This is a genomic window from Streptosporangium nondiastaticum (assembly GCF_003011965.1).
Lineage (GTDB): Bacteria > Actinomycetota > Actinomycetes > Streptomycetales > Streptomycetaceae > Streptomyces > Streptomyces nondiastaticus.
Genome location: NZ_PXWG01000096.1, coordinates 1 through 24,902, shown reverse-complemented (window position 1 = coordinate 24,902; position 24,902 = coordinate 1). Strand labels below are relative to the sequence as shown.

Genomic DNA, 24,902 nt, shown 5'->3' with positions numbered 1-24,902 from the left:
ATTGGGCCCACAAATACACGTCAGCGCCCCGGACCCCCACCCCTGCGCCCCCGCCCCCTCCCGTATCGACCTTCCGTGGCCGGACGGCCTGCCCGACGGCGGCCGCCACGGCTTCACCCCGGAGCACAGGGCGCGGCTGGAAGCGGCTCTCCCGGAGATTGCCGGTCTGGTTGTGGGCAATCGTGCCGCTGGGGCGGCACGGGTGGGCACACCCCGGCCTGCGGACGACGGTGGTGCGCAACCCCCGCGGCGCATCCTCGTCCTCGGCACCGAGGAGTTGATGTACGCGCCCCTGCGCATCGCGCAGGCACTGGAGGCATCTCTGGGAGATACGGCCTCTGTCCGCTTCTCGACGACCACCCGGTCGCCGGTGCTGCCCGTCGACGACCCGGGCTACGCGATCCGATCGCGGATCACCTTCCCGGCGCACGACAACCCCGCCGACGGCCCGGGCGACCGCTACGCGTACAACGTCGCCGGCGCCGGCTTCGACACGATCATCGCCGTCGTGGACTCGGCGGGCGACACGCCCGAACTCCACGCCCCCGGCGGCCTGCTGGACGTACTCGGCGCTCACGCCGACGAGATCCTGCTCGCCGTCATCCCTTCCTACGCACCTGAGAGTCCCATGCCCGAACCCCTCCGCGGTCCCGCCTTCTCCTCCTACGACCCCGAGGACGTCGGCTGGCTCCTCCAGGATCTGTCCGGCGTCGAGCTGGAGGCCCCTACCGAGGAGCGCGAGGAGGCGATCCAGAGCGGCGGCGCGCACTACGCCGAGTCGCTGCCCGTCGAGTACCAGCCCAGCGAGCAGTACCAGGCCCTCTACACGGCCGCTCTCGACGCCTCGGCGGACCGGATCGCCCGCGCCGTCGGCGCCGTCACCGAGACCGTGCTCGCCGAGCGGTCCCCCCGGCCCGTCCTCGTCTCGCTGGCCCGGGCCGGGACGCCCGTGGGCGTGCTGATGCGCCGCTGGGCCCGGTACGCGCACGGGCTGGACCTGCCGCACTACGCCGTCTCCATCGTCCGAGGCCGGGGCATCGACCCCGTCGCCCTGCGCTGGCTCGCCGCGCACCACGATCCGGCGGACGTCGTCTTCGTGGACGGGTGGACCGGCAAGGGCGCCATCACCCGCGAACTGGCGGCGGCACTGGAGGAGTTCCCCGGCTTCGACCCGCGGATCGCCGTCCTCGCCGACCCCGGTCACTGCGTGGAGACCTTCGGCACCCGGGACGACTTCCTCATCCCGTCCGCCTGCCTCAACTCCACCGTCTCCGGCCTGGTCTCCCGCACCGTCCTGCGCTCCGACCTCGTCGGCCCGGACGACTTCCACGGCGCCAAGTTCTACCGCGAGCTGGCCGGCGCCGACGTGTCCCGCGCCTTCGTCGACGCCGTCACCGCCCGCTTCGGCGCGGTGGAGGCGGACGTGCGGCGGGACGCCAAGGAGTTCGCCGGCGCCGACCGCACGCCCACCTGGGCCGGCTGGGACGCCGTCGAGCGGATCAGCGAGGAGTACGGCATCCACGACGTGAACCTCGTCAAGCCGGGCGTGGGGGAGACCACCCGCGTGCTGCTGCGCCGCGTCCCCTGGAAGATCCTCGCCCAGCGCGGGGCCGGAGCGGACCTGAACCACGTGCGCCTGCTGGCGGAGCAGCGAGGCGTGCCCGTGGAGGAGGTGGACGGCCTGCCGTACAGCTGCGTCGGCCTGATCCACCCCCGGTACACCCGCGGCGCGACCGGCGCCGACGGCAAGGCGGTCGCGAAGTGACCCTCCTCGTCGCCAGCGACCTCGACCGCACGCTCATCTACTCGACCGCGGCGCTCGGCCTCGCCGGGCCCGACGCGCAGGCCCCGCGGCTGCTGTGCGTCGAGGTCTACGACCGCAAGCCGCTCTCGTACATGACCGAGACGGCGGCCGCCGCGTACGCCGGGCTGGCCGCCGCCGTGCCCGTCGTGCCCACGACCACCCGGACGCGCGAGCAGTACGGGCGGATCCGGCTGCCCGGCCCCCCGCCCGCGTACGCGATCTGCGCCAACGGCGGCGAGCTCCTCGTCGACGGCGAGTCCGACCGCTCCTGGCGGGCCGGCGTGGAGCGGCGGATCGCCGCCGGGTGCGCGCCGCTCGCCGAGGTGCGCGAGCACCTCGTACGGGCCTCGGACCCGGACTGGCTGCTCAAGGAGCGCACCGCCGAGGACCTCTTCGCCTACCTCGTCGTGGAGCGGGCGAAGCTGCCCGGCGGCTGGGTCGCGGAGCTCGCCGAGTGGGCCGGCGCCCGCGGCTGGAGCGTGTCCCTGCAGGGCCGCAAGCTCTACGCCGTGCCGCGCCCGCTCACCAAGAGCGCCGCGGTCGCGGAGGTCGCGCGGCGCGCCGGCGCCTCCGAGGTGCTCGCCGCAGGCGACTCGCTCCTCGACGCCGACCTGCTGCTCGCCGCCGACCGCGGCTGGCGGCCCGGCCACGGCGAGCTCGCCGACACCGGCTGGTCCGCCCCGCACGTCACCGCCCTGGAGGCACGGGGCGTGGCCGCGGGCGAGGAGATCCTGCGGGCTTTCGCGGACGCGGCGGCGTAGGCTCGTTCGCGGCCTTGTGCACGCCGTCGAGGAGGAACCCGTGACCGAGTTCAAAGGCACCGCGCTCACACCCGAGTTGTACGCGTACGTGCTCGCCCACAACCCTCCCCTCGACCCCGTGCAGCGCGGCCTGGTCGAGACCACCCAGCGGGCTCTCCCCGCGCACGCCGTCAAGCAGATCGCCGAGGAGCAGGTGCCGCTGCTGGCGTTCCTCGTACGGCTGACCGGGGCCCGGCACGTCGTGGAGGTCGGCACGTTCACCGGCCTGTCCGCGCTCGCCATGGCGCAGGCGCTCCCCGAGGGCGGCCGGCTCGTCGCCCTGGACATCTCCGAGGAGTGGACCGCCTACGCCCGGCAGGCCTGGGAGCAGGCCGGCGTCGACGGCCGGATCGACCTGCGCATCGCGCCCGCCCTGGACTCCCTGCGGGCCATGCCCGCCGAACCCCACATCGACCTGGCGTTCCTCGACGCCGACAAGGACAACTACGTCAACTACTGGGAGGAGCTCGTCCCGCGGCTCCGCCCCGGCGGGCTGATCGTCGCCGACAACACCCTGATGATGGGCTCGGTCCTCGACCCGGAGAACCACCCCGCGGGCGCGCACGTACGGGAGTTCAACACGCACGTGGCGGCCGACAAGCGCATGGAGTCGGTCATGCTGACGGTGGCGGACGGTCTGACCCTGGCACGCAGGGCGGGCTAGGAGCAGCACCCGCCCCCGCAGCATCCTCCGCCGCCCCCGCCCTGCGGCGCAGGGGCACCGGAGGACCCGGACCCACCCGTGACGGCGACGGCGGACAGCAGCTTCACCGTGTCCTCGTGCCCCACGGGGCAGGTCGCGGGCGCGGACGACTCGGCCATGGGCCGGCTCAGCTCGAAGGTGTCCCCACAAGCACGGCAACGGTATTCGTAACGAGGCATGCGGGCAGCATAGTCAGCCTGCCGCCGGACAGGCAGCGGACGACGGCGGGGGCCTACGACGGAGTGCGGTTGCCGGACGACGGCGGGAGGGAGCGGGGTCTACGACGGGGCGCGGCTGCCGGCGACGGTGGGAGGTGGCGGGGGCGCAGGGGTGGGGGTCCGGGGCGCTGACGTGTATTTGTGGGCCCAATACCGGGGCACCCTTGGCTTCTGCGGCAACGGGCCCGTAAATATACGGCCCCGGACCCCCACCCCGGAGCCCCCGCCACCGGCACCCCCACGCACCCGCACCCGCACCCGCACACCCGCAGCCACCGACGGCCTCACCCCGCCGCAGCCGCCCGGATCTCCTGAACGACCCGGGAAACAGAACCCCGGACGGCCTCCGTCTCCATGAGGAAGTGCCACCAGTCCGGATGCCGCCCCTCCAGCCCGGCCACCGCCCGCTCCAGCCGCTCCACCGCCGCGTCCAGCGGCCCCGCGTGCCGCGGGTCGGGCGTGCTGCGCCCCGCCATGGCGAGCCGCTGCGCGTCGCGGATCGCGAAGCGCGTGCGTTCGACTTCCCGCTGGTGGTCGAAGGACACCTCGTCCAGCCGCCGGAGCCGGTCGGCCGCGGCGGAGACGGACTCGTCGGTGGTGCTCAGCACGGCCCGTACGGTCGACAGCAGGGCCTGGGCGTCGGGCCACCGCTGCTCGTCGCGCGCCCGCCGCGCCTCGGCGAGCTTCTCCTCGGCCCGGGCGACGGCCAGCTGCGCTTCTTCGGGCACTTGCTGGAGGTCCTGCCAGCAGGCGGCGCTGTAGCGGCGGCGCAGCTCGCTGAGGACGGGGGCGACGCCGGCGGCGCGGGTGGTCAGGGCCTGGGCGCGCGTCCGCAGGGACACCAGCCGCTTGTCGATCTCAGCGACCTTGGCCGGCAGCCCCTCCGCCTCGGCCCGTACGGCTCCGGCCTCCTGCAGGACTCTTTCCGCGCGCCGAAGCGTGTCCGGCACGCCGTGCTGCCCGGCGCCCTGGTTGAGCTTGGTGAGCTCGGGGGAGAGCGCGGCGAGCCGCGCGGCGAGGCCGTCGGCCCGCAGGCCCGCCTCCCGGACGGCGTCGAGCGCGACGGTGGCGGCGAGGAGGCCTTGGCGGGCGCGTTCGACGGCGGGTGCGAGGCGGGAGAGCTGTTCCTCGGCGGTGCTGAGGAGCGGGCCGAGGCCCTGCCCGAACCGCTCCAGGTCGGCCTTGGCGCGGAGCAGCTCGTCCTTGGCCTTGGTGAGGTCGGTGCGGGCGCGGGCGGCGGCGCCGGCGTCGAGGTCGTCGCGGTCGAGGTCGTGGGAGTCGACGGCGGTGATGTAGGCGTGCGAGACCTCGTCGATGCGCTGTCCGAAGGCGGCGAAGTCGGCGGCGGCCTTGCGGGCGGCGGGGGAGGAGTCGACGGCGGTGATCGTCTCGATGGAGATCCGCAGCTCGCGCTGGGCGGTGTCGAGCTCGTAGAAGGCGGCTGCGGCGGCGTCCTTCGCGGCCTGGGCGTCGGCCCGCTGGCTTTCGCCGCGGCCCCGGCCCCAGCGGCGCGTGCCGCCGCCGGCGAAGGCCGCGGGCGTAGCGGCGAGGGCCGCGGCGAGCAGGGGGAGCGGCAGGAGGACGAGGGTGAGGGCGTCGCGGGCGGCGGCGGCGCGGGCGCCCGCAGCCCGGAAACGGCGGTGTGCCGGTCGTGCGGACTGTGCGAAGGTCGCCGTCACGTGCCCTCTCCCGATGGATCGCCCCTGGCCGGATGCCATTCTCCCACCCGGTAAGGACGAACACACGGGACGGTTAGTTCACCCGTCCGGTTCACCCGTCAGTCCGCGAGGCGGATCTTCACTTCGCCGTTGTTGCTGTGGGCGGTGACGACGTGGGCGCTGTTGTCGTCGCGCGGGACGTCGACGCGCACCCTGCCGTTGTTGCTGCGCCCCTCGGCCTTGTAGGGGGCGCGGGGCAGGCCGACGGTGATGCTGCCGTTGTCGCTTCCGGCGTCGACGCGGTCGGGGACGCGGCCGAAGGAGAGCTGGACGGCTCCGTTGTCGGTGTCGGCCTTGACCTGGCGGGAGGTGACGCCGGTGGTGGTGAGGGTGCCGTTGGAGCTGTGGAGGCGCAGGGAGCCGCTGCTGTCGTCGACGCGGACGGCGCCGTTGCCGGAGCGGACGTCGAGGTCGGTGTCGAAGCCGCGGGCCTTGACCGCGCCGTTGTCGTTCTTGACGGTCACCTTCACGCCGCGCGGCACCTCGATCTTGTGTCGGGACTCGCAGTCCACGCTCAGCCCGGAGCACTTCTCCTTGAGCTTGAGCACGGAGCCGTCCATCTCCCAGGTGACCTTCGCCGTCCCGCCCAGGGTCCATCCGGAGAACCAGCGCGTGACCCGGACGTCCTTGACGTCGGCGGGCACGAGCTCCAGCGCGGAGTTGTCGGACTCGACGGTGAGCTCCTTCCCGGCCAGGGCGAACGCCTTGTGCTCCGGGGTGGCCTCGTCGGCGTCGGCGCTCCCGCAGCCGGTCAGCACGGCTCCGGCGACCAGCACACCGACCGTGACGAGCGGGATACGGAGGGCGGCGGAACGGGTGCGGGGCTTCATCGGGTCTCCGGGGGTGAGGGTGGTTCGGTGAGGTGCGGCAGAGGCGCTGCGTACGGGATCAGCGTAGGAGTGGATCATGGTGAGGTGCGATGAAGCCCACTACCGAAAAGGGGGTGAAGCCTGCTACCGGACCGGGGGTGGGGATAACCCCCGCACGGGGGCCGCGGCCCTGCGTTTGCGGGGACCCGGGCAGGTCGATGTAGGCTGTCACCTCGTGCCAGGGCGCATAGCTCAGCGGTAGAGCGCTGCTCTTACAAAGCAGATGTCGGCGGTTCGAATCCGTCTGTGCCCACAGGATCGGCAGGAGCCCCGCACCGGGATCGGTGCGGGGCTCCTGCGTTTCCGGGCGGAGGCCGGGGGAGGCGCTCGGGCGGGTCCGGGCGGGTCCGATCATGGCGAGGGCAGCATGCCGCCGTTCCTGTGGAGCCACGACCGGTACGTCGGGTTGGCGTAGGCGAGGGACCGATAGGCGTCGGCCAAGTCGCAGAAGAGGGCGTCGGTTTCGGGGACGGAGAGCGCGCCCGGGCGGGTGGCGAGGGAGAGTCCGACGGTGAGAGGGTCGCCGTAGAGGGGGCGGAGGACCGTTCCCGGGCCGGCCTCCGCGGTGGGCTGGCAGGCCCGTACGGCTTCGCCCGAGGCGACGAGGTCCGCGGCCGTGGTGGTGTCGCGCACGTGCACCAGGCGCGGATCGATGCCGGCGGTGGTGAAGGCCCGCTGCAGGGCGGACCACTCGTGGTCGGCGGCCGGGTCCACGATCCAGGCGTCGTCGGCGAGTTCGGCGATCCCGACCACGGGGTGGGCGGCCGCCGGGTGCGTGACGGACAGGGCGACGAACCGCGGCTCGCGGGTCATGAGGACGCGCTGCTCGACGCCCGGCGGTATGTGCAGGGGGAAGCCCTCGGTCTCGTGGACGAAGGCGGCGTCGAGCTGGTTGGTCGCGAGCAGTTGCAGCAACGTCCCTGCGGAGACCTCTATGTGGATGGCGACGTCGGTGTCGGGCAGCCGGGCGTGGAGGCGGCGCAGCCAGCCCGTGACGACGCGCCCGCCGAGGCTGCCGAGCCGCAGCCGGGCTCCGCCCGCGCCCGCGGCGGCGTCCCGGGCGGCCGCCATGAGCGCGCTCATCTCGGCGATGATGGGCCGGGCGCGGGAGAGCACGGAGTGGCCCAGGGGCGTGGGGCGGCTGCCGGTCTGGCCGCGGGTGAACAGCAGGCCGCCGACGGCTCCTTCGATGCGGCGGAGCTGTGTGGTGAGCGAGGGCTGGGTCATGCCCAGCTGCAGCGCGGCCTTCCGCACGCTTCCCGCATCCGCAATGGCGCAAAGCGCGCGGAGGTGCCTGACCTCGAGCTCCACGGGGGGAGCATAACTGCGCCCCGCACGTCACACCAGGCACATGGCGGGGCAGGGTAGGTGATTGGCTGGTGTTATGGCCAGTTGGCATCATCCGTATCGCTGATAACTCGTCACAGACTCTCGGGGACCAGCAGTTCACCCGACGGACATCCGGACGGCACACCCACCAGCCGTCCCGGACGTCCTCGGCACGAATGGAGTCCCCCACATGAAACGCTCCACGATGGTGCTGTCGGCGGCGATCGGCCTCGGGCTCGCGGCGGCCATGACGGCGGTTCCCGCCTCGGCGGCCGCCCCGGCGGTCACGGGATCGCAGACCGTGCAGTCGTCGTACGCCGGCTCGGCGGCCGAAGAGGCGAACAACAAGGCGTTCTTCGACGCGGTGATGAAGTCGGCGCAGGCCAAGGCCGCGAAGTCGCCGGGCCTGCGGGCCGTCACGGTCACCTACGACGCCAGCAGAGCGCCCAGCTTCGCCTCCCAGATAGCCGCCAGCGCGCAGATCTGGAACAGCTCCGTGCGCAACGTCCAGCTGCGTGCGGGCAGCAACGCCGACTTCGCCTACTACGAGGGCAACGACTCCCGCGGCTCCTACGCGAGCACCGACGGCCACGGCCGCGGCTACGTCTTCCTCGACTACCGGCAGAACCAGCAGTACAACTCCACCCGCGTCACCGCGCACGAGACCGGCCACGTGCTCGGCCTGCCGGACCACTACTCGGGTCCGTGCAGCGAGCTGATGTCCGGCGGCGGCCCCGGCACGTCCTGCCAGAACACCCGCCCCAACAGCGCCGAGATCAGCAGGGTCAACCAGCTGTGGGCCAACGGCCTGTCGGCGTTCAAGAAGGACGACAAGGGAGTGTTCACCACGGTTCGGTGAGCCCGGAGGCCTGCTGAGCAGGCCGGCCCGTCCGGCGGCCCGGTTCCCTCGCGGAGCCGGGCCGCCGCCCGTCTCCATGCCCGCCGCCGTCTCCAACGCCCGTCGCGGCCCGTCGCGCCGCGCGGCCGCATACTGGAACAGATGACACACGTGCCCCCTGGCCTCACCTATCCGGAGGCCGGCGCCACCGCCCGCTTCCCGCTGCCCGCCGGCTACCACCACCTCCACGAGACCGGGTACGTCGGCCGCGGCCGGCCCGTCTTCGAGGCGGCGGCCGACGCGGTCCTCTCCTGGCGCCTGCACCGCGCGGCCGGCATCCGCGTCCCCGCCGGCACCCTCCCGGCCGCCCCCGGCGTCACCGTGGACGTCTCCCTGGGCCTCGGCCCGCTGCGCGCCGCCGGGACGTGCGCGGTCGTCTGGACCGTACGGGAGGAGCGCCGCGCGGGCTTCGCCTACGGCACGCTGCCGGGCCATCCCGAGTGCGGGGAGGAGTCCTTCGTCGTCACCCTCGACGGGGCGGAGGACGTGCGCCTGGCCGTGACGGCGTTCAGCCGGCCGGCGCGCTGGTTCACGCGGGCCGCGGGGCCCTTGGTGCCGGCCTTCCAGCGGAGGTACGCGCGGCACTGCGCGCGGGTGCTGGCCCGCCTGGCGGCGTAGCCGGGAAGGGTATTGGTCCGTACCAATTGTCGTGCGGGTGCGGCGTGCGGGTGTCCGCCACTCGCCGACCGGACGTACGGTCGTTGCGGTACCGGGCCCTGCTGGAACGTGCGGCTGCGGTGGTGGCGGAACGAGCGGCTGCCGCGATGGGGGCGATCGGGGCGACCGGAACGGCGCTACGCCTCTCGCGGCCGCTTCACGACGTACGCCGCGCCCGCGCCCGCGGCGAACAGGGCGAGGAAGGAGACGGCCGTGCCGATCCAGCCCGCGCCGAGCCACTGGCCGCCGAAGTAGCCCAGGCTCACGCTGTACGCGGCCCAGGTCAGGCCGGCCAGGGCGGACCAGGGGAGGAACTCGGCCACACGGCGGTGCATCACGCCCGCGCCGAGGCTGACCACCGAGCGCCCGGCGGGCGCGAAGCGGGCGACGACCACCAGGGGGCCGCCGCCGCGCAGCAGCGCCGTGCCGAGCTTCTCCTGGGCGGCGGTCAGCCGCCGCGAGCGGGCGATGGCCCGGTCGAAGCGGTCGCCGCCGCGCCAGGCGAGCCGGTAGGCGACCATGTCGCCGAGGACGGACGCCGTCGCGGCACACATGACCAGCGCGAGCATCTGGGGAAAGCCGGCGTGGCCGCGGGCCGCGTCACCGACCGCGTCGGCCGCGGTGCCCGCGGCGGTGGTCGCCGCGGTGATCACCAGGACCCCGCTGGGGAGCACGGGGAGGAAGACGTCCAGGAGTACGGAGATGCTGACGATCACGTAGATCCATGGGGTTTCGGCCAACGCCCCCAACTGCTCCAGCACGTCCTGATCTCCCGGTACGGTCCCCCGCCGCGACGTCGCAGGGGAGCGGCAGGGGCGGCCTTCACAACCGCACAGCGTACGCCTGGGGCGCGTGTGACATGTGAGCGGGGGAGGTGAAAATGGCGCAGATCACCCGCGGCGGGAGAAGAGCCGGTCCAGGGACAGTGCGCCCGGGCCGGTGAAGACGAGCAGCAGGAAGCCCCAGCAGAACAGGACGGGGACCTCGCCGCCGTTCTGGATCGGCCACAGCGCCCCGCTCTGGTGCATGTCGAAGTACGCGTACGCCATGGAGCCGGACGCGATCAGGGCCGCGCTGCGGGTGCCCACGCCGAGCAGCACGAGGATGCCGCCGACGGCCTGGATGACGGCCGCGTACCAGAACGGCCAGAGGCCGGTCTCGACGGTGCCGCCGTGGGTGCCGGCCGCGCCGCCGAGCACGCCGAAGAGCGAGGCGATGCCGTGGCAGGCGAAGAGCAGGCCGATCACGACCCGGAAGCCGGACAGGACGTACGGGCGGGCCGCGTCCAGGCGCTCCGTGAGGGCGGGGGCCGCGGCGGCTCCGGTTCTCGCGGGGGCCGAGGGGGAGGCGGTGGCGGGCGTGGGGGGCATGAGGGGCTCCTCGTATCGGGGACAGGAACGATGAGGTCCCCCAGGTTAGGTACCCCTAATCGATGCTTGCAAGTTCAAGGACCGATGGATCGACTTTTTCACATACCGGCAATCTCGGAACCCGACGGGAATACGGCGGGCGGGAACGCGGGGGCCGGGGCGGGAATGCGGCGGGGCGGGCCGGATGTGGATCCGGCCCGCCCCGGGCGCTCTGTTCGTACCGCTCGTACCGCTCGTACCGCTCGTACTGTTCGTGCTGGTCGTACCGCCGCGCGGTCCCGGCTCAGCAGCCCTTGAGGACGGCGGCGAGCTTGTCCTTCTCCGCGGAGTCGACCGTCAGCTTGTAGTAGTGCTTGACCGTGACCCACATGCGCGCGTAAGTGCACGCGTAGGAGTTCAGCGGCGGCATCCACTGCGCCGGGTCCTTGTCGCCCTTCTCCTGGTTGACGCGGTCGGTCACGGCGATCAGCTGCGGCCGGGTGAGGTCGTTGGCGAACGCCTTGCGCTGCTCGGTGGTCCAGGCGTTGGCGCCCGAGCGCCAGGCCTGGGCCAGCGGCACTATGTGGTCGATGTCGATGTCCTGGGCGTCGTGCCAGGTGGCGCCGTCGTAGGGGGAGACCCAGGTGCCGGAGACGGCGGCGCACTTGGCGTCCTGCTGCACGTTCTCGCCGTCGCGCTTGAGGACGACCTCGCGGGTGTTGCACTCCCCGGACTGGGTGGCCCAGTGCGGGAACTTCGCCCGGCTGTAGCCGTCCATGGAGCCCTCGGGGCTGACCTTCAGCTCCGTGAGGTAGCCGCGCACGGTGGCGGCGTCCGGCGGGGTGGGCGGGGCGGCGTGGGCCGTGCCGCCGCCCAGGACGAGCGAGCCGACGAGGGCCGCGAGGCCGCTCGCCGCGGCGGTGCGACGCGCGTAGAGACGGCGCGCGGCGGGACGGGTGCGCAGTGCGGGCATGGGAACTCCCTGTGGAGTGGGGGGTCTTGGGCCGTCGGGAACGGCCAGGATCGCGGCGTCCGGTTTCCGGGGGGTGGTCGCCAGGTAACAGGGTGACGACGCGATCATGACAAGGCAAGGGGCAATTCACGTGACGTTGAACCCGATCGGCTCAGCGTCCCGGCATTTCCTGACACGCCGCCATGCGACCGCCGGTAACCGGTCGTTCGGCCCGCCTAGGGTGGGCCGCGTGCTCGCCGCCGCAGTGCTGCTGCCCGTCAACGCCACCCTCGCCGTGGTGCTCGCCGTCCTCCTCGCCGCCGCCGTGGCGATCGCCGCGGCCGCCCGCCTCGCCGACGCGCGCGGCCGCGGCTGGGCGCGGCCCGTCGCGGTCGCCGGGGTGCGCGCCGCCGTCCAACTCGCCGCGGTCTCGGCGCTGATCGGCTGGGTGGTGCGGGCCCTGCCGCTGCTGCTGTGCTTCGTCGCCCTGATGTACGCCGTGGCCGTGCGCACCGCCGGGCGCCGGATCACCGGCAACCGCACGTGGTGGTGGGCGGCCCTGCCCATCGGCGCGGCCGTGCTGCCGGTCCTCGTGCTGCTGGTGCTCACCGGCCTCGTGCCGGTCGACGGCATCGCCCTCGTCCCCGTCGCGGGCATCCTCATCGGCGGTGCCCTGACCGCGACGGCCCTGGCCGGCCGGCGCGCCCTGGACGAGCTCCGCACGCGCCGCGGCGAGGTGGAGGCCGGCCTGGCGCTCGGCATGCTCGACCGCGACGCCCGGCTGGAGATCGCCCGCCCGGCCGCGTCCGACGCCCTCCTGCCGGGGCTGGACCAGACCCGCACGGTGGGGCTCGTCACACTTCCGGGGGCGTTCGTCGGCATGCTGCTGGGCGGGGCGTCGCTGCTGCCGGCCGCCGCGGTGCAGTTGTTCGTGCTGGTCGCGCTGATGGCGGTGCAGGTGGTGGCGGTCGCGGTGGTGCTGGAGCTGGTGGCGCGGGGGCGGCTGCACCGGGCGGACGGCGCCGGGGGAGGGAAACGGCGGGCGTCGCGTACCCTGAGGGGAGCAGAAGGGGAGTAGCTCTTCGCCGGACCGTCGACATACTGCCGAGCTCGCCTCGGCCGGCGCCCGGAGGCCGCCCGTCCCGTACGGGCCGGCCAGCGAGACCTTCGGCCGCAGTGTCCATGACGCTGCCGTGCCGAAGCGACCCCTGAAACGTGCGGAAGCGTGCAGGTCCCCTCGGTGCGGCAGCACCCGACCGACTGAGGGACCCACCACGTGTTCAGCTTCACCGTCGCCGCCCTGACGTTCGGCGTCGTCTTCCTCGCCGAACTGCCGGACAAGACCGCCCTGGCCGGCCTCATGCTCGGCACCCGCTACCGCGCGAGCTACGTCTTCGCCGGTGTCGCCGCCGCCTTCGCCGTGCACGTCGCGCTCGCCATCGCCGCCGGCAGCGTCCTGTCGCTGCTGCCGCACCGCCTCGTCCAGTGCGTCGTCGGCCTGCTCTTCCTCGCCGGCGCGGCCATGCTCCTCTTCAAGAAGGACGAGGACGACGAGGAGATCCGCAAGCCCGCCGACCAGTCCTTCTGGAAGGTGTCCGGGGCGGGCTTCATGCTGATCCTCGTCGCCGAGTTCGGCGACCTCACCCAGATCATGACCGCCAACCTCGCCGCCCGCTACGACGATCCGCTCTCGGTCGGCCTCGGCGCGGTCCTGGCCCTGTGGGCCGTCGCGGGCCTGGGCATCGTCGGCGGGCGCACGCTGATGAAGTACGTACCGCTGGCGGTCGTCACCAGGGTGGCGGCGGTCGTGATGCTGGGACTGGCGGGCTTCAGCCTGTACGAGGCGGTATCCGGCTGATCACCGGGTCGGCGGGCCGTGGCGGCCACGGGGCCTGCTCTTTCCGCCGGGCCCTCGCCGCGGGGGTGTCGCGCCGTCGCGGCGGGCTTTTCCGGCGGCAGCGGCGCCCCCGGCCGGGCAGGCGCCCCGGCGGGGGCGGGCCCGGCTCAGCGGTCGGCTATGTACAGCGTGATCGCGCCGTCCGCCGTCGCCTCGACCCGGACCTGCGTCAGGTCCGCGACGGCCACGTCCGGCGCGTGGGCGGCCGCGCGGGGGCCGACGCCGATGACGCGCATGCCCGCCGCCCGGCCGGCGGCGATGCCCGCCTCCGAGTCCTCGAAGACGATGCAGTCGGCGGGCTCGAAGCCGAGCGCGGCGGCGCCCTTGAGGAAGCCCTCCGGGTCCGGCTTGCTCGCGCCGACGGACTCCGCGGTCACGCGGACCTCCGGCATGGGCAGGTCCGCCGCGCCCATGCGGGCCTCGGCCAGGGCGCGGTCCGCGGAGGTGACCAGGGCGTGCGGGAGGGCGGCGAGGGCCGCCATGAAGGCGGGGGCGCCGGCGACCGGCACGACGCCGTCGACGTCGGCGGTCTCGGCCGCGAGCATCCGGCGGTTGTCGGCGTGGTTCTGCTCCATCGGGCGCTCGGGGAGCAGCACGGCCATCGTGGCGTAGCCCTGGCGGCCGTGGACGACCTTCATCACCGCGTCGCCGTCGAGCCCGTGCTCGGCGGCCCAGCCGCGCCAGCAGCGCTCCACGACGGCGTCGGAGTTGACGATGGTGCCGTCCATGTCCAGGAGCAGGGCGCGGGCGGTCAGCGTGGTCGTGACGGCGGGGGCGTTGGCCTGCATCGGCGGACTCCAGGGCGCGCGGGAGGGAGACAAGCGGTCCCGCCCGCCGGTCAGGGAATACGGGCGGAACCACTTTGTTTCCCCACGATACAAAAAGTCGGGCCTTTCATGCCAACCCGTGCCGACGGGCCGGCCCCCGCAGGACCTCCCCGCCGTACCCTTTGGGCCTCGCGGTGGGCCTCGCGCCCGCTCCCCCCGCGCTGCCAATGGCCTACCCCGGCGGGCCGGACGCGCCGATCGGGACCACGATGGAAGGGCCCCGCCGTCCAGGAGACCCGGCGGGGCCCCGCGAGACCCCAGGAGACCCGGGAGCGCCCATGGCGGACGACACCCCTGGCCCCTCCGTGGCCGCAGCGCCCGAGCCCGCCTCCGTACCCGGCGAGGGACAGCCCCGGCGCGCCGTCCTCGTGGCGATCGGGGCACTGCTGCTCGGCATGCTGCTCGCCGCCCTGGACCAGACGATCGTCTCCACCGCGCTGCCCACGATCGTCAGCGACCTCGGCGGCCTCGAACACCTCTCCTGGGTCGTCACCGCGTACATGCTCGCCTCCACCGCCGCGACCCCGCTCTGGGGCAAGCTCGGCGACCAGTACGGGCGCAAGAAGCTCTTCCAGACGGCCATCGTCATCTTCCTGCTCGGCTCCGTGCTGTGCGGCATCGCCCAGAACATGGGCGAGCTCATCGCCTTCCGCGCCCTCCAGGGCCTCGGCGGCGGCGGGCTCATGGTGCTGTCGATGGCGATCGTCGGCGACATCGTCCCGCCCCGCGACCGCGGCCGCTACCAGGGCCTCTTCGGCGCGGTCTTCGGCGGTACGAGCGTCCTCGGCCCGCTGCTCGGCGGCCTGTTCGTGGACCACCTCAGCTGGCGCTGGGTCTTCTACATCAACCTCCCCATCGGCGTCGTGGCCCTCTTCACCATCGCCGCCGTCCTGCACATCCCGGTCCGCCGCACCCCGCACCGCATCGACTACCTCGGCACGTTCCTCATCGCCGCCGTCGCCACCTGCCTCGTGCTGATGACCTCGCTCGGCGGCGTCACGTACCCCTGGACGTCCTGGCAGATCATCGGCCTCGGAGTGCTGGGCGTGCTGCTGCTCGTGCCGTTCGTGACCGTGGAGCGGCGCGCCGCGGAGCCCGTGCTGCCGCTCGGCCTCTTCCGCATCCACACCTTCTCGCTCTGCTCGGTGATCGGCTTCGTCGTCGGCTTCGCGATGTTCGGGTCGATGACGTACCTGCCGACGTTCCTGCAGGTCGTGCAGGGCGTCTCGCCGACGCTGTCCGGCGTGCACATGCTGCCGATGGTGGCCGGGCTGCTCATCGCCTCGACCGGCTCCGGCCAGATCGTCAGCCGCACCGGCCACTACAAGGCCTTCCCCATCGCCGGCACCGCCGTCATGACCGTCGGCCTGCTCCTGCTGCACCAGCTCGACCCGGCCAGCAGCACCGCCGAGATGAGCGGCTACTTCTTCGTCTTCGGCTTCGGGCTCGGCCTCGTCATGCAGGTCCTCGTCCTGATCGTGCAGAACGCCGTCGCCTACCGCGACCTCGGCGTCGCCACCTCCGGAGCCACCTTCTTCCGCTCCATCGGCGCCTCCTTCGGCGTCTCCATCTTCGGCACGATCTTCACCAACATGCTCGGGCCGCGCATCGCCGACGCCCTCGCCGGCGCGAAGCTGCCGCCCGGCGTCAGCGCGGACCGGCTCCAGGCCGACCCGCGCGCCGTCTCCGCCCTGCCGCCGGGGGAACGGGCGCGCGTCCTCGCCGCCTACTCCGACTCGATCACCGACGTCTTCCTCTACGCCGTGCCCCCCGCGCTCGTCGCCTTCGCCCTCGCCTGGTTCCTCAAGGAAGAACCCCTGCGCGGCAGCGTCACCGCCCCCGACGCGAGCGAGGTCGTCTCCAGCAACCCCGTCGAACGCTCCTCCCACGACGAGGTCGCCCGCGCGCTGTCCCTCCTCGGCAGCCGCGAGGGCCGCAAGAAGATCTACGAGGTGATCACGGAGCGGGCCGGGCTCGACCTGCGGCCCGCGGCCAGCTGGATGCTCCTGCGCATGAACCGCTACGGCTCCGTCGAGCCGTCCCTCCTCGCCGAGCGCGCCGACATCCCCCTGCGCGCCGTCACCGAGGCCGCCATCCAGCTGGAGGTCCGCGGCCTAGCTCGCCGCGAGGGCCTCCCCCTCGTCCCCACGGACGAAGGCCGCCGCGTCGCCGGACTCCTCTTCCAGGCCCGCGAGGCATCCCTCGCCGACCTCCTCGGCGACTGGTGGACCCCCGACCGCCCCACAGACCTCGACGCCCTCGTCCGCGAACTCAACACCGAACTGTGCGGATCGGACGCGGAACAACCGCACGACAGCGAGGGGCTGCCCCGGCGGGATCATGAGGCGTGGCGAGACCGGGGGAAGGGGGGTGCGGGGGGTGCATGAGGGCGGCCGCTCGCCCCTATCCTCGTCCGCATGACCGAGGGCGAACAGGCTTTGGCGAGCGAACTCCTGCCCCGTCCGGAGCGCACCCCGGACGCACTGCGGTCGGCTCTCGCCCGGCTCGCCCCGCACCGGCTGGACGAGATGGACCGCCAGAAGAATGAGGTCTTCCAGCTCGCGGCCCGCCACGGCAGCCTCGGCCCGGTCCGGGGCTGGATGACCATCTGGGCGGGCGAGGCCGAGATCGAACGCCGCCCTGACCTTCTGACCCGGCGCCGCGCCGCCGAACGGGAGGTCCAGACCCTCGACCGCGACGACCCGGCGTGGCGCGCGGCCATGGACGAGCTCTCGGCGATCCTCACGGAGGCGCGCGCGGCGACGGCTTGATGGTTACGCGCCCGACGCTCCGACGTGGTCCAGCCGCCAGTGGTTGCGGAACCGGCTCAGGGCCCAACCGGTCGTGGTGGTCCGCTCCCCGGTCGCCGCGCACGCTGCGCGCCAGGCCGCCTCCAGCTCTGCGCACTGTGCACAGCCTCTCCGCTGCGGCGCGGCCCCGTCGCTGTTGGCCAGGGCGCGGACCGCCTCCCGCTCCTGGCTCATGGCCAGCCGCAGCACGGACGTGTGCACCTCCCACTCGGCCCCGCCGCCCGGAGCACGCACCTGCACCCGGGAACCCCGGTGCCCGATCACCTGGGCGACCTTGTCCTCACTGGTGTCCACCACGTACGCGCCCACTCGATACGTCATTGATCCCCTCCTCAACTCATGCACTCATGTATATGAGTTGCGACACAGGCTGCCCGCGCCGCTGGGACAAGTCAACCTGCTTACTCTTCAGGGGGAATGGCGAAGCATCGCTGACGCCTCAGTCGCATGCAGGGATGCGGTAGTCGAGTACGAACCGGTCCGCAGCCATGACCGTGTCACAGACCTCCACGACGTTGCCCTCGTCGGTTACTGCGGCGCGGACGAGGTGGATCACAGGAGCGCCGGGGCTGAGCTGCAGTGCGGTCGTCTCCTGCTTGGTGGCCAACCGGGCTCGAACTGTCTCGACATACTCGGCGAGGTGGTGCCCGTGCTCCTCCAGCCGGGCGTAAATGCCGCCTCCACCAGGATTGTCTCTCAGCAATTCAGGAACAGCCTCGGCAATCGACCAGGGCAGATACGACGTTGCTTCCTCTGTTGGTACGCCGTCAACGAAGTATCGACGACGGCGCGCCAACAGCTTGCTTCCCTCGGCAACGCCCAGGTGATCGGCGATGTCCGTCGGAGCATCCATGGGCCCCACATAAAGCACGTGAACGCCAGGTGTGTGCCCAGCCCCCTCAGTTTCGACCAGATAGGCGGCCTTGCCCGCCTTGCGATGAGAGCGACGGAACCGGTCAGAGGACTTCCTTCTCACCGGAGGCAAACTCCTCACGTATGAGCCTCGTCCGTGATGGGTCTCCACCAGCCCCGCCGTACGCAGTTCAGCTACGGCCTTGCGTACCGTGCCCTGTGAGACTCCGTAGCGCCCCATCACTTCGGACTCGCTGGGGACCTTGACGCCGGGAGCCAATACGCCTGAGCGGATCTGATCGGCGAGGTCATCTGCGATCTGCAGATACCGGGGCTTCCCCGAGTGCCGAAGGGCCTCGCTACCCATGGATCTCTGCCCTTCTATCCTCGTCCACATGAGTACGGCAGCCCAGTCTCGCAGGTCCGCACCACTCCATTCCGTCTCGGTCGCAGGAGCCGTCGTTCGCGAGGACGGGCGTGTTCTTGTCATCCGGAGGGCCGACAACGGGCGCTGGGAGCTGCCCGGCGGCGTGCTGGAGATCGCGGAGTCGCCGGCGGCCGGTGCCCGCCGGGAGGTGCTGGAGGAGACGGGCATCGAGGTTGAGGTGCAGCGACTGACCGGCGTCTACAAGAACATGGCACGCGGCATCGTCGCGCTTGTCTTCCGCTGCGCTCCCGTCGGCGGCAGCGAACGCACCTCCGACGAGTCCGTCGCCGTCTCCTGGATGGCGCCGGAGGAGGTGACCGCAGCGATGACGGAAGCGTACGCAGTCCGCTTGCTGGATGCCCTCAGTGACGACGCCCCACACGTGCGGATCCACGACGGCCGGCGGTTGATACCGGCGTAGTCAACCGGCCTACGCTCTCGCTCAGTACCAGGCCACGAACCATAAGGCGTCCACTTGGTGGGTAGCCCGTACAGGGAACCCACCCAGGAGGAGAAGGCCATGTCCCCAGGATTCGGCTTGGTCGTCCGCTTCACGCTGCGCGACGCGGACGCCGCGAAGGCCTTCGACCCGCTGGCGTCCCGGACGGTGACCTTTCTGGAACGCCTCGACGGTATGCAACCAGCATGACGGGGCAGTCGTTCCAGCCCATTCGGCGGAAGAGCATCCAGCGGCTGACGGAAGCCACCTGGGCCGCCGGCCGGTCCATCTGGTCGGCGGATTCCGAGGACCGCGACCTCATGGTGGACCGCATCGAGGTCACGGAGCAGCCGGCACCGGCGCATGTGGCCGCGGCCCTGGGGCTGGTTCCGGAGAGCGCCGTCTGCGTACGGAGCCGACGCTTCGTCCTCGACGGCCGACCGGTCCTGCTCTCCACGTCGTACCTCCCCGCCGGCCTCGTGGTCGGCTCCCCGGTATTGGAAGTCGACACCGGCCCGGGTGGCGTCTACGCGCGCCTGGCGGAACTCGGGGCCAAGCCCGTGCACTTCCGCGAGGAGATCCGTTGTCGCATGCCGTCGGCCGACGAGGCCGGCCGGCTCGGGCCGGCGTCCGGCACTCCCGTCATCCTGATCTGCCGCACGGCGTTCGCCGAAGGCGGCCGGGCCGTCGAGGTCAACGAGATGACGCTGGACGCGGCGTCGTACGTGCTGGAGTACGAGTTCGGCAGCCAAGGCCCGCCGGGGCGTCCTCAGTAGTCGAACGTCTGGAAGGTGACGACTGCCGTGTCGTTGCCTTCCCAAAGCGCGGTGATTCTCACCTCGTCAGCCGGGCCCTTCGGCGGCTTGAGGACGGTCAGGGAGAGTCCTTCCCGCCGTTCCACCACTCCATCGGTCCCCGCCCCCTCCACCGGCCGATTGCGCTCTCCGGGGAGTGCGGCGAGCCAGGGGCGGGCGTGGGCGCGGGGTATGCGGAAGGTGCCTGACACGGTGCTGCCCGCGAGGGTGTCGAGCTTCTCGCAGTGCTGGTCGCTCGCCCCTTCGGGGAGCTTCCACCCGATGGTCGACATGGCCTTCGGGCAGGCCGTCGTCTTCTCTTGAATGCCCTCGTCAAGGATGCCCTTGCCGCTGCACGCCAGGCAGGTCAGGGCCACTGCCGCCGGGACGACGAGCCACTTCGCCTTGCGGCGCTTCGGGCGAGGGCTGGATTCCGGGGCCGACGTAGGTGTTTGCACTGACAAATTATGATCGACGGGACTTTCAGTTCCGCACTCAGCGGAGGTAACCCCGTTCGTCGACGTGACGCGTAGGGGCGCCCAGGAACACGTCGCGCGCGTGGGGGCCGTAGGCGATGTTCAGGGTGGTCTGTTCGTAGAACCAGTCGGCCATGCCCGCCGCGCTGCTGCAGCGGTGGTTCAGCTGCCAGCGGAGCCACTCTCCGGGGGCGAGCCGGACCGCCGGCGGGCGGCGGCGTCTCGGGGGGATGGCCTGGAGGAGCGAGAGGGCGGGCGGCCGGACGAGCAGGTGGCCGCCGGATTCCCGTAGCCGTACGCCCGTCTCGGCCGGGCAGCGCAGGGATTCCCGGGCGGCGAAGGCTTCGCGCTCGCTCATGACGACCTCGTGGACGGCCGGGGGCGGCGCGTCCGGCAGCACGAACGCCAGGGGCAGCGCGTTCCTGATCGTGGCGGCCTCGGCGCCCCGTGACCGTTTGGTCCAGGTCACCCGGACCCACTGCACGGCGATGTCCACGGCGCCGGCTCTCCTTCGGGTGGATGGTTTCAGGAAAGGGCACACGCCATCCCCCGGCCGTGCGTCGGCCGTCGGCGACGATCCGCCGGGTGCCCTGACAGTAAGCAACGCCCCGCGCCCCTGTCGCGCGGATTTCGGGCCGTCCCGTCACCCCAGCGCGAACACCAGCTCCGGCCGCTCCCACGTGATCTTCGGCAGCGCCGCCGGGACCGTCCCGACCCGCACCGCGCCCACGCTCCGGTAGAAGCCCTCGGACGGCGGGTGGGAGACGACGCGCACGGCGTCCAGCCCGGCGGCCCGGGCGCGCTCCTTCATGTGGGCCGCGAGGCGGCGTCCCACGCCCCGGCCTCGGGCCTCGTCGGCGACGAACATCAGGTCCAGCTCGGCGGGCGGGCCGGCGAGCAGGGCGTACCGGTCAGCCGCCCGTGGGCATGGCGGGCGTCACAGCCGCTGGATGATCGTCCCCGTCGCCTGCGCCCCGCCCGCGCACATCGTGATCAGCGCGAACTCCTTGTCCGCCCGTTCCAGTTCGTGCAGCGCGGTCGTGATCAGCCGGGCCCCCGTCGCGCCGACCGGGTGGCCGAGGGCTATCGCGCCGCCGTTGACGTTGACCTTCTGGAGGTCCTGTTCGAAGACCTGGGTCCAGGACAGGACGACCGACGCGAACGCCTCGTTGATCTCCACGAGGTCGATGTCGTTGAGCGACATGCCGGCCTTGCCGAGGACGGCCCGCGTCGCGTCGATCGTCCCGTCGAGGTGGAAGTGCGGGTCGGCCCCGACGAGCGCCTGGGCGACGACGCGGGCCCGGGGGCGCAGCTTGAGCGCGCGGGCCATCCGCTTGGAGGCCCACATCAGGGCGCAGGCGCCGTCGGATATCTGGGAGGAGTTGCCGGCGGTGTGGACGGCGGTCGGCATCACGGGCTTGAGCCGGCCGAGGGCTTCGGCGCTCGTGTCGCGTAATCCCTCGTCGCGGTCGACGAGCCGCCACATGCCCTGCCCGGCGTTCTGCTCGTCCTCGGTCGTGGGGACCTGGACGGCGAAGGTCTCGCGCTTGAAGCGCTCCTCGGACCAGGCGCGGGCGGCCCGCCGCTGGGAGAGGAGGCCGAGTTCGTCCACCCGCTCGCGGGTGAGGCCGCGCTTGCGGGCGATGCGCTCGGCGGCCTCGAACTGGTTGGGCAGGTCGACGCTCCACTCGTCGGGGAACGGCTTGCCCGGCCCGTGCTTGGAGGCGCTGCCGAGCGGGACGCGGGACATCGCCTCCACGCCGCACGCGATGCCGATGTCGATGACGCCGCCCGCGATCATGTTGGCGACGAGGTGGTTGGCCTGCTGCGAGGAGCCGCACTGGCAGTCGACGGTGGTGGCCGCGGTCTCGTAGGGCAGGCCCATGGCCAGCCACGCGGTGCGCGCGGGGTTCATCGACTGCTCGCCGGCGTGGGTGACGGTGCCGCTGACGATCTGCTCCACGCAGTCCGGCTGGATGCCGGTGCGGTCGAGGACCTCACGGTAGGTCTCGCCCAGCAGGTAGGCGGGGTGGAGGTTGGCGAGCGTGCCTCCGCGCTTGCCGATGGGGGTCCGTACGGCTTCGACGATGACGGGTTCCGCGGCCATGGTTCGTCCTCTCGTGGCATCCGCTGGGCGTCCCGGCGCCCCCGGCAAACAAGAACACGTTCTTGTTCCGCTCTTCCGCTCGCAGTCTTATGAGCGCTACCCCCGGTACGCAAGGGTCGCGCACGTGCCGGGCGCGCGACAGATGGCCTCGCGCCCTCTCTTGCCGCCCGCCGGGCCCGTCACTACCGTCGGGGCGTGCATATCTGATGGCCCGTCAGGCGCGTCGGATGCGCGCCCGTCAGGCATGCCAGGCGCGTGCCCCGTCAGGCATGGCCTCCACGGAGCCCGGGCCGCGCCGCCGACGCCCCCTGGAGGACCGATGTCCGCTCCCGCGCTCCCCGAAGGCTTCGATCTCACCGACCCCGCCGTCTACCACCAGCGCGTCCCCCTCCCGGAGTTCGCGGCGCTGCGCCGCACCGCGCCCGTGTGGTGGGTCGCCCAGCCCCACGGCGTCGCGGGCTTCGACGACGACGGCTACTGGGCCGTCACCCGGCACGCGGACGTGAAGGAGGTCTCCACCCGGCCCGACCTCTACTCCGCCTCCCGCAACACCGCGATCATCCGCTTCAACGAGCACATATCGCGCGAGCAGATCGACGTCCAGCGGCTCATCATGCTCAACATGGACCCGCCCGAGCACACCCGCGTCCGCCAGATCGTGCAGCGCGGCTTCACCCCGCGCGCGATACGGGCCCTGGGGACGGCGCTGCGCGAGCGCGCCGGCGCGATCGTCGCGGCGGCCCGGGAGCGCGGCAGCGGCGACTTCGTCACCGACATCGCCTGCGAGCTGCCCCTGCAGGCGATCGCCGAGCTCATCGGCGTCCCGCAGGAGGACCGGGCCCGCATCTTCGACTGGTCCAACAAGATGATCGCCTACGACGATCCCGAGCTGGCCATCACCGAGGAGGTCGGCGCGCACTCCGCGGCGGAGCTCATCTCGTACGCGATGAACCTGGCCGCCGCGCGCAAGGAGTGCCCGGCGAAGGACATCGTCAGCCGGCTGGTCGCCGCCGAGGACGAGGGCAATCTGGCCTCCGACGAGTTCGGCTTCTTCGTGCTGCTGCTGGCCGTCGCGGGCAACGAGACCACGCGCAACGCCATCAGCCACGGCATGCACGCGTTCCTCACCCACCCCGGCCAGTGGGAGCTCTACAAGCGCGAGCGCCCCGCGACCGCCGCGGAGGAGATCGTCCGCTGGGCGACGCCCGTCGTCTCCTTCCAGCGCACCGCCACGCGCGACACCGAACTCGGCGGCGCCCGCATCCGTGCCGGCCAGCGCGTGGGGCTCTTCTACGCCTCCGCCAACCACGACCCCGAGGTCTTCGACGACCCCGAGGTCTTCGACATCACCCGCGACCCCAACCCCCACCTCGGCTTCGGCGGCGGGGGGCCGCACTTCTGCCTCGGCCGTTCGCTGGCCGCGCTGGAGATCGACCTCATCTTCCACGCGGTGGCCGACGCCCTCCCGGGCATCCGGCTCGCCGCGGAGCCGCGGCGGCTGCGGTCGGCGTGGCTGAACGGGATCAAGGAGATGCGGGTGCGGTACGCGTAGCCGCCGCCCTCCGGCCGGCCGCTGATCAGATATGTGACTGATCGTCAATTTCCTTTGCCCGTACGGGAATAGTCCGTACCGGGACCTTGTCCGCCGGCAGTCACGGACTTACTCTCGGGTACACCTTCCGGGCAGGCCCGTCACGCCGTACGCCCGTGACATCACCGGCCCCGTGCCGCACGGAGGCCGCCCGTCCGGCAGCGCTCATCCGAGGCTCTCCGATCCGAGGCTCTCCGAGGGGACGATCAGCATGAACGACGCGCAAGGCAGACCGGTCACGGGACGGGTCAGGTGGCGCCGCTTCGCCGTCCTGGCCGTGCCCGGCTTCGCGGCGACGGCGGCCCTGGCCGTGGCGCTGGCCGAAGGGGCCCTCGCGGCCTCGTTCGCCGTGTCGGGGCAGGAGTTCAAGGTCTCGGCCGACAGCCTGGAGGGCGAGGGCTTCGCGCAGTACGGCAGCGTGGACACCAACGCCCGCGGCGACCTGCTGCCCGTCGCGGTCACCGCGATCAAGGAGGCCGAGCTGCAGAAGCTCTGCCAGTCCGTGGTCACCCACCTGCCCGTCATCGGGGACATCTCGCTCACCCTGACGGCGGGCGGCAGCGGCACCCCGGTCCGGGCCAGCAACCTCTTCATCGACGCCACCCAGCTCGGCGGCGACGCCGAGTTCAAGAACGTCGAGATCGGCCGCGACGCCTCCACGCTCGACAAGGGGCCGGACGGTGCGCAGGGCCTGCAGGACCTCTTCGCCCAGCAGGCCGACCACGTCAGCATGAAGAAGGTCCGGCAGGTCGCGTGGGCGACCAACGCGGGCACGTTCAAGCTGGCCGGGCTGCGGATGAACATCGCCAAGGGCAAGCAGGAGTGCTTCTGACGTGGCGGACGGCACCGCAGGCACGACAGGTGCGGCGGGCGCCGCGGGCCCCGCGGGCACAGGGCCCGCCGTACGTCCTCGTCCCCGGCGCCACCCGTGGGCCGCGTGGCGCCGGTGGCGCAGGGCGCGGCCCTTCTGGGGCGGCCTCGCCACCGTGCTCGCCGGGACGGAGATCTCCGTCATCCCCCTCGCCCCGCTGAAGATCATGCTCCACCAGGGCATCGCGGGCATCCCCTCGGTCCTGATGGGCCTGATCATGGTGCTGATGGGGCTGAGCGCGTGGTTCGCACCGCAGTACCGGGCCCTCGCCGGGGTGGTGACCGTCATGATCGCGGCCGCGGCGCTGGTGATGTCGAACCTCGGCGGGTTCCTCTTCGGCACGATCCTCGGCGTGATCGGCGGGGGGATGGTCTTCGCGTGGCAGCCGGTGGCGCCGTCCGGCGAGGCACCGTCCCCCGCGCCTCGCGACGGCCAGGCACCGTCCCCCGCGCCTCGCGACGTGGCGCCCCCCGGATCCCACGAAGCTCCCCCCGCGCACCACCCCCACCTCCCA

At 72.6% G+C, this 24,902-nt stretch carries 29 protein-coding genes and 1 tRNA gene; 16 read left to right on the top strand and 14 right to left on the bottom strand.

Annotated elements, in window-relative coordinates:
• The 3 genes from B7P34_RS25785 to B7P34_RS25775 all read left to right on the top strand — a co-directional run.
• On the top strand, nt 1–1,765 hold a 1,765-nt coding region (locus tag B7P34_RS25785), incomplete at its 5' end, for a cysteine protease StiP domain-containing protein (protein ID WP_106680294.1).
• On the top strand, nt 1,762–2,565 hold the full coding sequence (locus tag B7P34_RS25780) for an HAD family hydrolase (RefSeq protein ID WP_106680292.1): 804 nt from the start codon (nt 1,762–1,764) through the stop codon (nt 2,563–2,565). The genes B7P34_RS25785 and B7P34_RS25780, both read left to right, overlap by 4 nt.
• A gap of 40 nt (nt 2,566–2,605) precedes the next feature.
• On the top strand, nt 2,606–3,268 hold the full coding sequence (locus B7P34_RS25775) for an O-methyltransferase (protein ID WP_106680300.1): 663 nt from the start codon (nt 2,606–2,608) through the stop codon (nt 3,266–3,268).
• Here B7P34_RS25775 and B7P34_RS25770 read toward each other — a convergent pair.
• The 3 genes from B7P34_RS25770 to B7P34_RS25760 form a co-directional block, all read right to left on the bottom strand.
• Entirely contained in the window at nt 3,265–3,486 is a 222-nt protein-coding gene (locus B7P34_RS25770; protein WP_106680290.1) for an FmdB family zinc ribbon protein, read from the bottom strand. The two genes, B7P34_RS25775 and B7P34_RS25770, sit on opposite strands and share 4 nt — an antisense overlap.
• A 323-nt stretch (nt 3,487–3,809) precedes the next feature.
• Nucleotides 3,810–5,204, bottom strand: a complete 1,395-nt coding sequence (locus tag B7P34_RS25765; RefSeq protein WP_106680288.1) for a hypothetical protein — start codon at nt 5,202–5,204, stop codon at nt 3,810–3,812.
• Nucleotides 5,205–5,302: 98 nt separating this feature from the next.
• Nucleotides 5,303–6,073 carry a DUF4097 family beta strand repeat-containing protein gene (locus B7P34_RS25760; RefSeq protein WP_106680286.1) on the bottom strand — a complete coding sequence of 257 codons (771 nt, stop codon included), beginning with the start codon at nt 6,071–6,073 and terminating at the stop codon, nt 5,303–5,305.
• A gap of 220 nt (nt 6,074–6,293) precedes the next feature.
• Here B7P34_RS25760 and B7P34_RS25755 point away from each other — a divergent pair.
• Nucleotides 6,294–6,365: transfer RNA gene (locus B7P34_RS25755), tRNA-Val, on the top strand.
• Between the two features lie 98 nt (nt 6,366–6,463).
• On the opposite strand, the gene B7P34_RS25750 is transcribed toward B7P34_RS25755, so the two are convergent.
• Nucleotides 6,464–7,423, bottom strand: coding sequence for a LysR family transcriptional regulator (locus tag B7P34_RS25750; protein ID WP_106680283.1), 960 nt, complete (start codon nt 7,421–7,423; stop codon nt 6,464–6,466).
• Between the two features lie 208 nt (nt 7,424–7,631).
• Between B7P34_RS25750 and snpA the strand changes: the two genes are divergently transcribed.
• Entirely contained in the window at nt 7,632–8,300 is a 669-nt protein-coding gene (snpA, locus tag B7P34_RS25745; RefSeq protein WP_106680281.1) for a snapalysin, read from the top strand.
• Between the two features lie 141 nt (nt 8,301–8,441).
• On the top strand, nt 8,442–8,957 hold the full coding sequence (locus tag B7P34_RS25740; protein WP_106680279.1) for a DUF1990 family protein: 516 nt from the start codon (nt 8,442–8,444) through the stop codon (nt 8,955–8,957).
• A gap of 176 nt (nt 8,958–9,133) precedes the next feature.
• On the opposite strand, the gene B7P34_RS25735 is transcribed toward B7P34_RS25740, so the two are convergent.
• From B7P34_RS25735 to B7P34_RS25725, 3 genes are all read right to left on the bottom strand, one after another.
• Nucleotides 9,134–9,757 carry a DedA family protein gene (locus B7P34_RS25735; protein WP_106680277.1) on the bottom strand — a complete coding sequence of 208 codons (624 nt, stop codon included), beginning with the start codon at nt 9,755–9,757 and terminating at the stop codon, nt 9,134–9,136.
• Nucleotides 9,758–9,886: 129 nt separating this feature from the next.
• Nucleotides 9,887–10,366, bottom strand: a complete 480-nt coding sequence (locus B7P34_RS25730) for a DoxX family protein (RefSeq protein ID WP_106680276.1) — start codon at nt 10,364–10,366, stop codon at nt 9,887–9,889.
• Nucleotides 10,367–10,649: 283 nt separating this feature from the next.
• Nucleotides 10,650–11,318 (bottom strand): HNH endonuclease family protein, encoded by a 669-nt coding sequence (locus B7P34_RS25725; RefSeq protein ID WP_106680273.1) that lies wholly within the window; start codon nt 11,316–11,318, stop codon nt 10,650–10,652.
• Between the two features lie 229 nt (nt 11,319–11,547).
• Between B7P34_RS25725 and B7P34_RS25720 the strand changes: the two genes are divergently transcribed.
• Together B7P34_RS25720 and B7P34_RS25715 are read left to right on the top strand one after the other, a co-directional pair.
• Nucleotides 11,548–12,375 carry an ABC transporter permease gene (locus B7P34_RS25720; protein WP_223268235.1) on the top strand — a complete coding sequence of 276 codons (828 nt, stop codon included), beginning with the start codon at nt 11,548–11,550 and terminating at the stop codon, nt 12,373–12,375.
• 198 nt (nt 12,376–12,573) lie between these two features.
• Nucleotides 12,574–13,155: a TMEM165/GDT1 family protein gene (locus B7P34_RS25715; RefSeq protein WP_106680271.1), complete on the top strand. Its 582-nt coding sequence runs from the start codon at nt 12,574–12,576 to the stop codon at nt 13,153–13,155.
• A gap of 146 nt (nt 13,156–13,301) precedes the next feature.
• Here the strand turns inward: B7P34_RS25715 and B7P34_RS25710 are convergent, their stop codons facing one another.
• Nucleotides 13,302–13,982: an HAD-IA family hydrolase gene (locus B7P34_RS25710; protein WP_106680269.1), complete on the bottom strand. Its 681-nt coding sequence runs from the start codon at nt 13,980–13,982 to the stop codon at nt 13,302–13,304.
• Nucleotides 13,983–14,299: 317 nt separating this feature from the next.
• Here B7P34_RS25710 and B7P34_RS25705 point away from each other — a divergent pair, with 317 nt between their 5' ends.
• Both B7P34_RS25705 and B7P34_RS25700 read left to right on the top strand, forming a co-directional pair.
• On the top strand, nt 14,300–16,408 hold the full coding sequence (locus B7P34_RS25705; RefSeq protein WP_223268234.1) for an MDR family MFS transporter: 2,109 nt from the start codon (nt 14,300–14,302) through the stop codon (nt 16,406–16,408).
• A 30-nt stretch (nt 16,409–16,438) separates the two neighbouring features.
• Entirely contained in the window at nt 16,439–16,792 is a 354-nt protein-coding gene (locus B7P34_RS25700) for a hypothetical protein (RefSeq protein WP_106680265.1), read from the top strand.
• Between the two features lie 3 nt (nt 16,793–16,795).
• On the opposite strand, the gene B7P34_RS25695 is transcribed toward B7P34_RS25700, so the two are convergent.
• Entirely contained in the window at nt 16,796–17,152 is a 357-nt protein-coding gene (locus B7P34_RS25695; RefSeq protein WP_146166923.1) for a hypothetical protein, read from the bottom strand.
• Between the two features lie 118 nt (nt 17,153–17,270).
• The gene (locus B7P34_RS25690) at nt 17,271–18,050 is read right to left on the bottom strand and encodes a GntR family transcriptional regulator (protein ID WP_106680261.1); all 780 of its coding nucleotides are present in this window, start codon (nt 18,048–18,050) and stop codon (nt 17,271–17,273) included.
• Between the two features lie 28 nt (nt 18,051–18,078).
• Between B7P34_RS25690 and B7P34_RS25685 the strand changes: the two genes are divergently transcribed.
• The 3 genes from B7P34_RS25685 (at nt 18,079) to B7P34_RS25680 (ending at nt 19,325) form a co-directional block, all read left to right on the top strand.
• Complete coding sequence (locus B7P34_RS25685; RefSeq protein ID WP_106680296.1) at nt 18,079–18,531, top strand: NUDIX hydrolase; 453 nt, start codon at nt 18,079–18,081, stop codon at nt 18,529–18,531.
• Nucleotides 18,532–18,630: 99 nt separating this feature from the next.
• Nucleotides 18,631–18,759, top strand: a complete 129-nt coding sequence (locus B7P34_RS39470; protein ID WP_286157513.1) for a hypothetical protein — start codon at nt 18,631–18,633, stop codon at nt 18,757–18,759.
• The gene (locus B7P34_RS25680) at nt 18,756–19,325 is read left to right on the top strand and encodes a GntR family transcriptional regulator (protein ID WP_106680259.1); all 570 of its coding nucleotides are present in this window, start codon (nt 18,756–18,758) and stop codon (nt 19,323–19,325) included. Before B7P34_RS39470 ends, B7P34_RS25680 begins: the two co-directional genes overlap by 4 nt.
• On the opposite strand, the gene B7P34_RS25675 is transcribed toward B7P34_RS25680, so the two are convergent.
• The 4 genes from B7P34_RS25675 to B7P34_RS25660 form a co-directional block, all read right to left on the bottom strand.
• Nucleotides 19,319–19,801, bottom strand: a complete 483-nt coding sequence (locus B7P34_RS25675; protein ID WP_146166922.1) for a hypothetical protein — start codon at nt 19,799–19,801, stop codon at nt 19,319–19,321. The genes B7P34_RS25680 and B7P34_RS25675 overlap by 7 nt on opposite strands.
• A gap of 37 nt (nt 19,802–19,838) precedes the next feature.
• Entirely contained in the window at nt 19,839–20,315 is a 477-nt protein-coding gene (locus tag B7P34_RS25670; RefSeq protein WP_106680255.1) for a hypothetical protein, read from the bottom strand.
• Nucleotides 20,316–20,462: 147 nt separating this feature from the next.
• Nucleotides 20,463–20,720, bottom strand: coding sequence for a GNAT family N-acetyltransferase (locus tag B7P34_RS25665; RefSeq protein WP_286157514.1), 258 nt, complete (start codon nt 20,718–20,720; stop codon nt 20,463–20,465).
• A gap of 36 nt (nt 20,721–20,756) precedes the next feature.
• Nucleotides 20,757–21,926, bottom strand: a complete 1,170-nt coding sequence (locus tag B7P34_RS25660; RefSeq protein ID WP_106680250.1) for a steroid 3-ketoacyl-CoA thiolase — start codon at nt 21,924–21,926, stop codon at nt 20,757–20,759.
• A gap of 319 nt (nt 21,927–22,245) precedes the next feature.
• On the opposite strand from B7P34_RS25660, the gene B7P34_RS25655 reads away from it, so the two are divergent.
• From B7P34_RS25655 to B7P34_RS38865, 3 genes are all read left to right on the top strand, one after another.
• The gene (locus tag B7P34_RS25655; protein WP_106680248.1) at nt 22,246–23,478 is read left to right on the top strand and encodes a cytochrome P450; all 1,233 of its coding nucleotides are present in this window, start codon (nt 22,246–22,248) and stop codon (nt 23,476–23,478) included.
• Nucleotides 23,479–23,728: 250 nt separating this feature from the next.
• Nucleotides 23,729–24,349 carry a DUF6230 family protein gene (locus B7P34_RS25650; RefSeq protein ID WP_106680247.1) on the top strand — a complete coding sequence of 207 codons (621 nt, stop codon included), beginning with the start codon at nt 23,729–23,731 and terminating at the stop codon, nt 24,347–24,349.
• A gap of 1 nt (nt 24,350) precedes the next feature.
• Nucleotides 24,351–24,902 (top strand): DUF6114 domain-containing protein (locus B7P34_RS38865; RefSeq protein WP_223268233.1); only part of this gene is annotated, 552 nt, incomplete at its 3' end.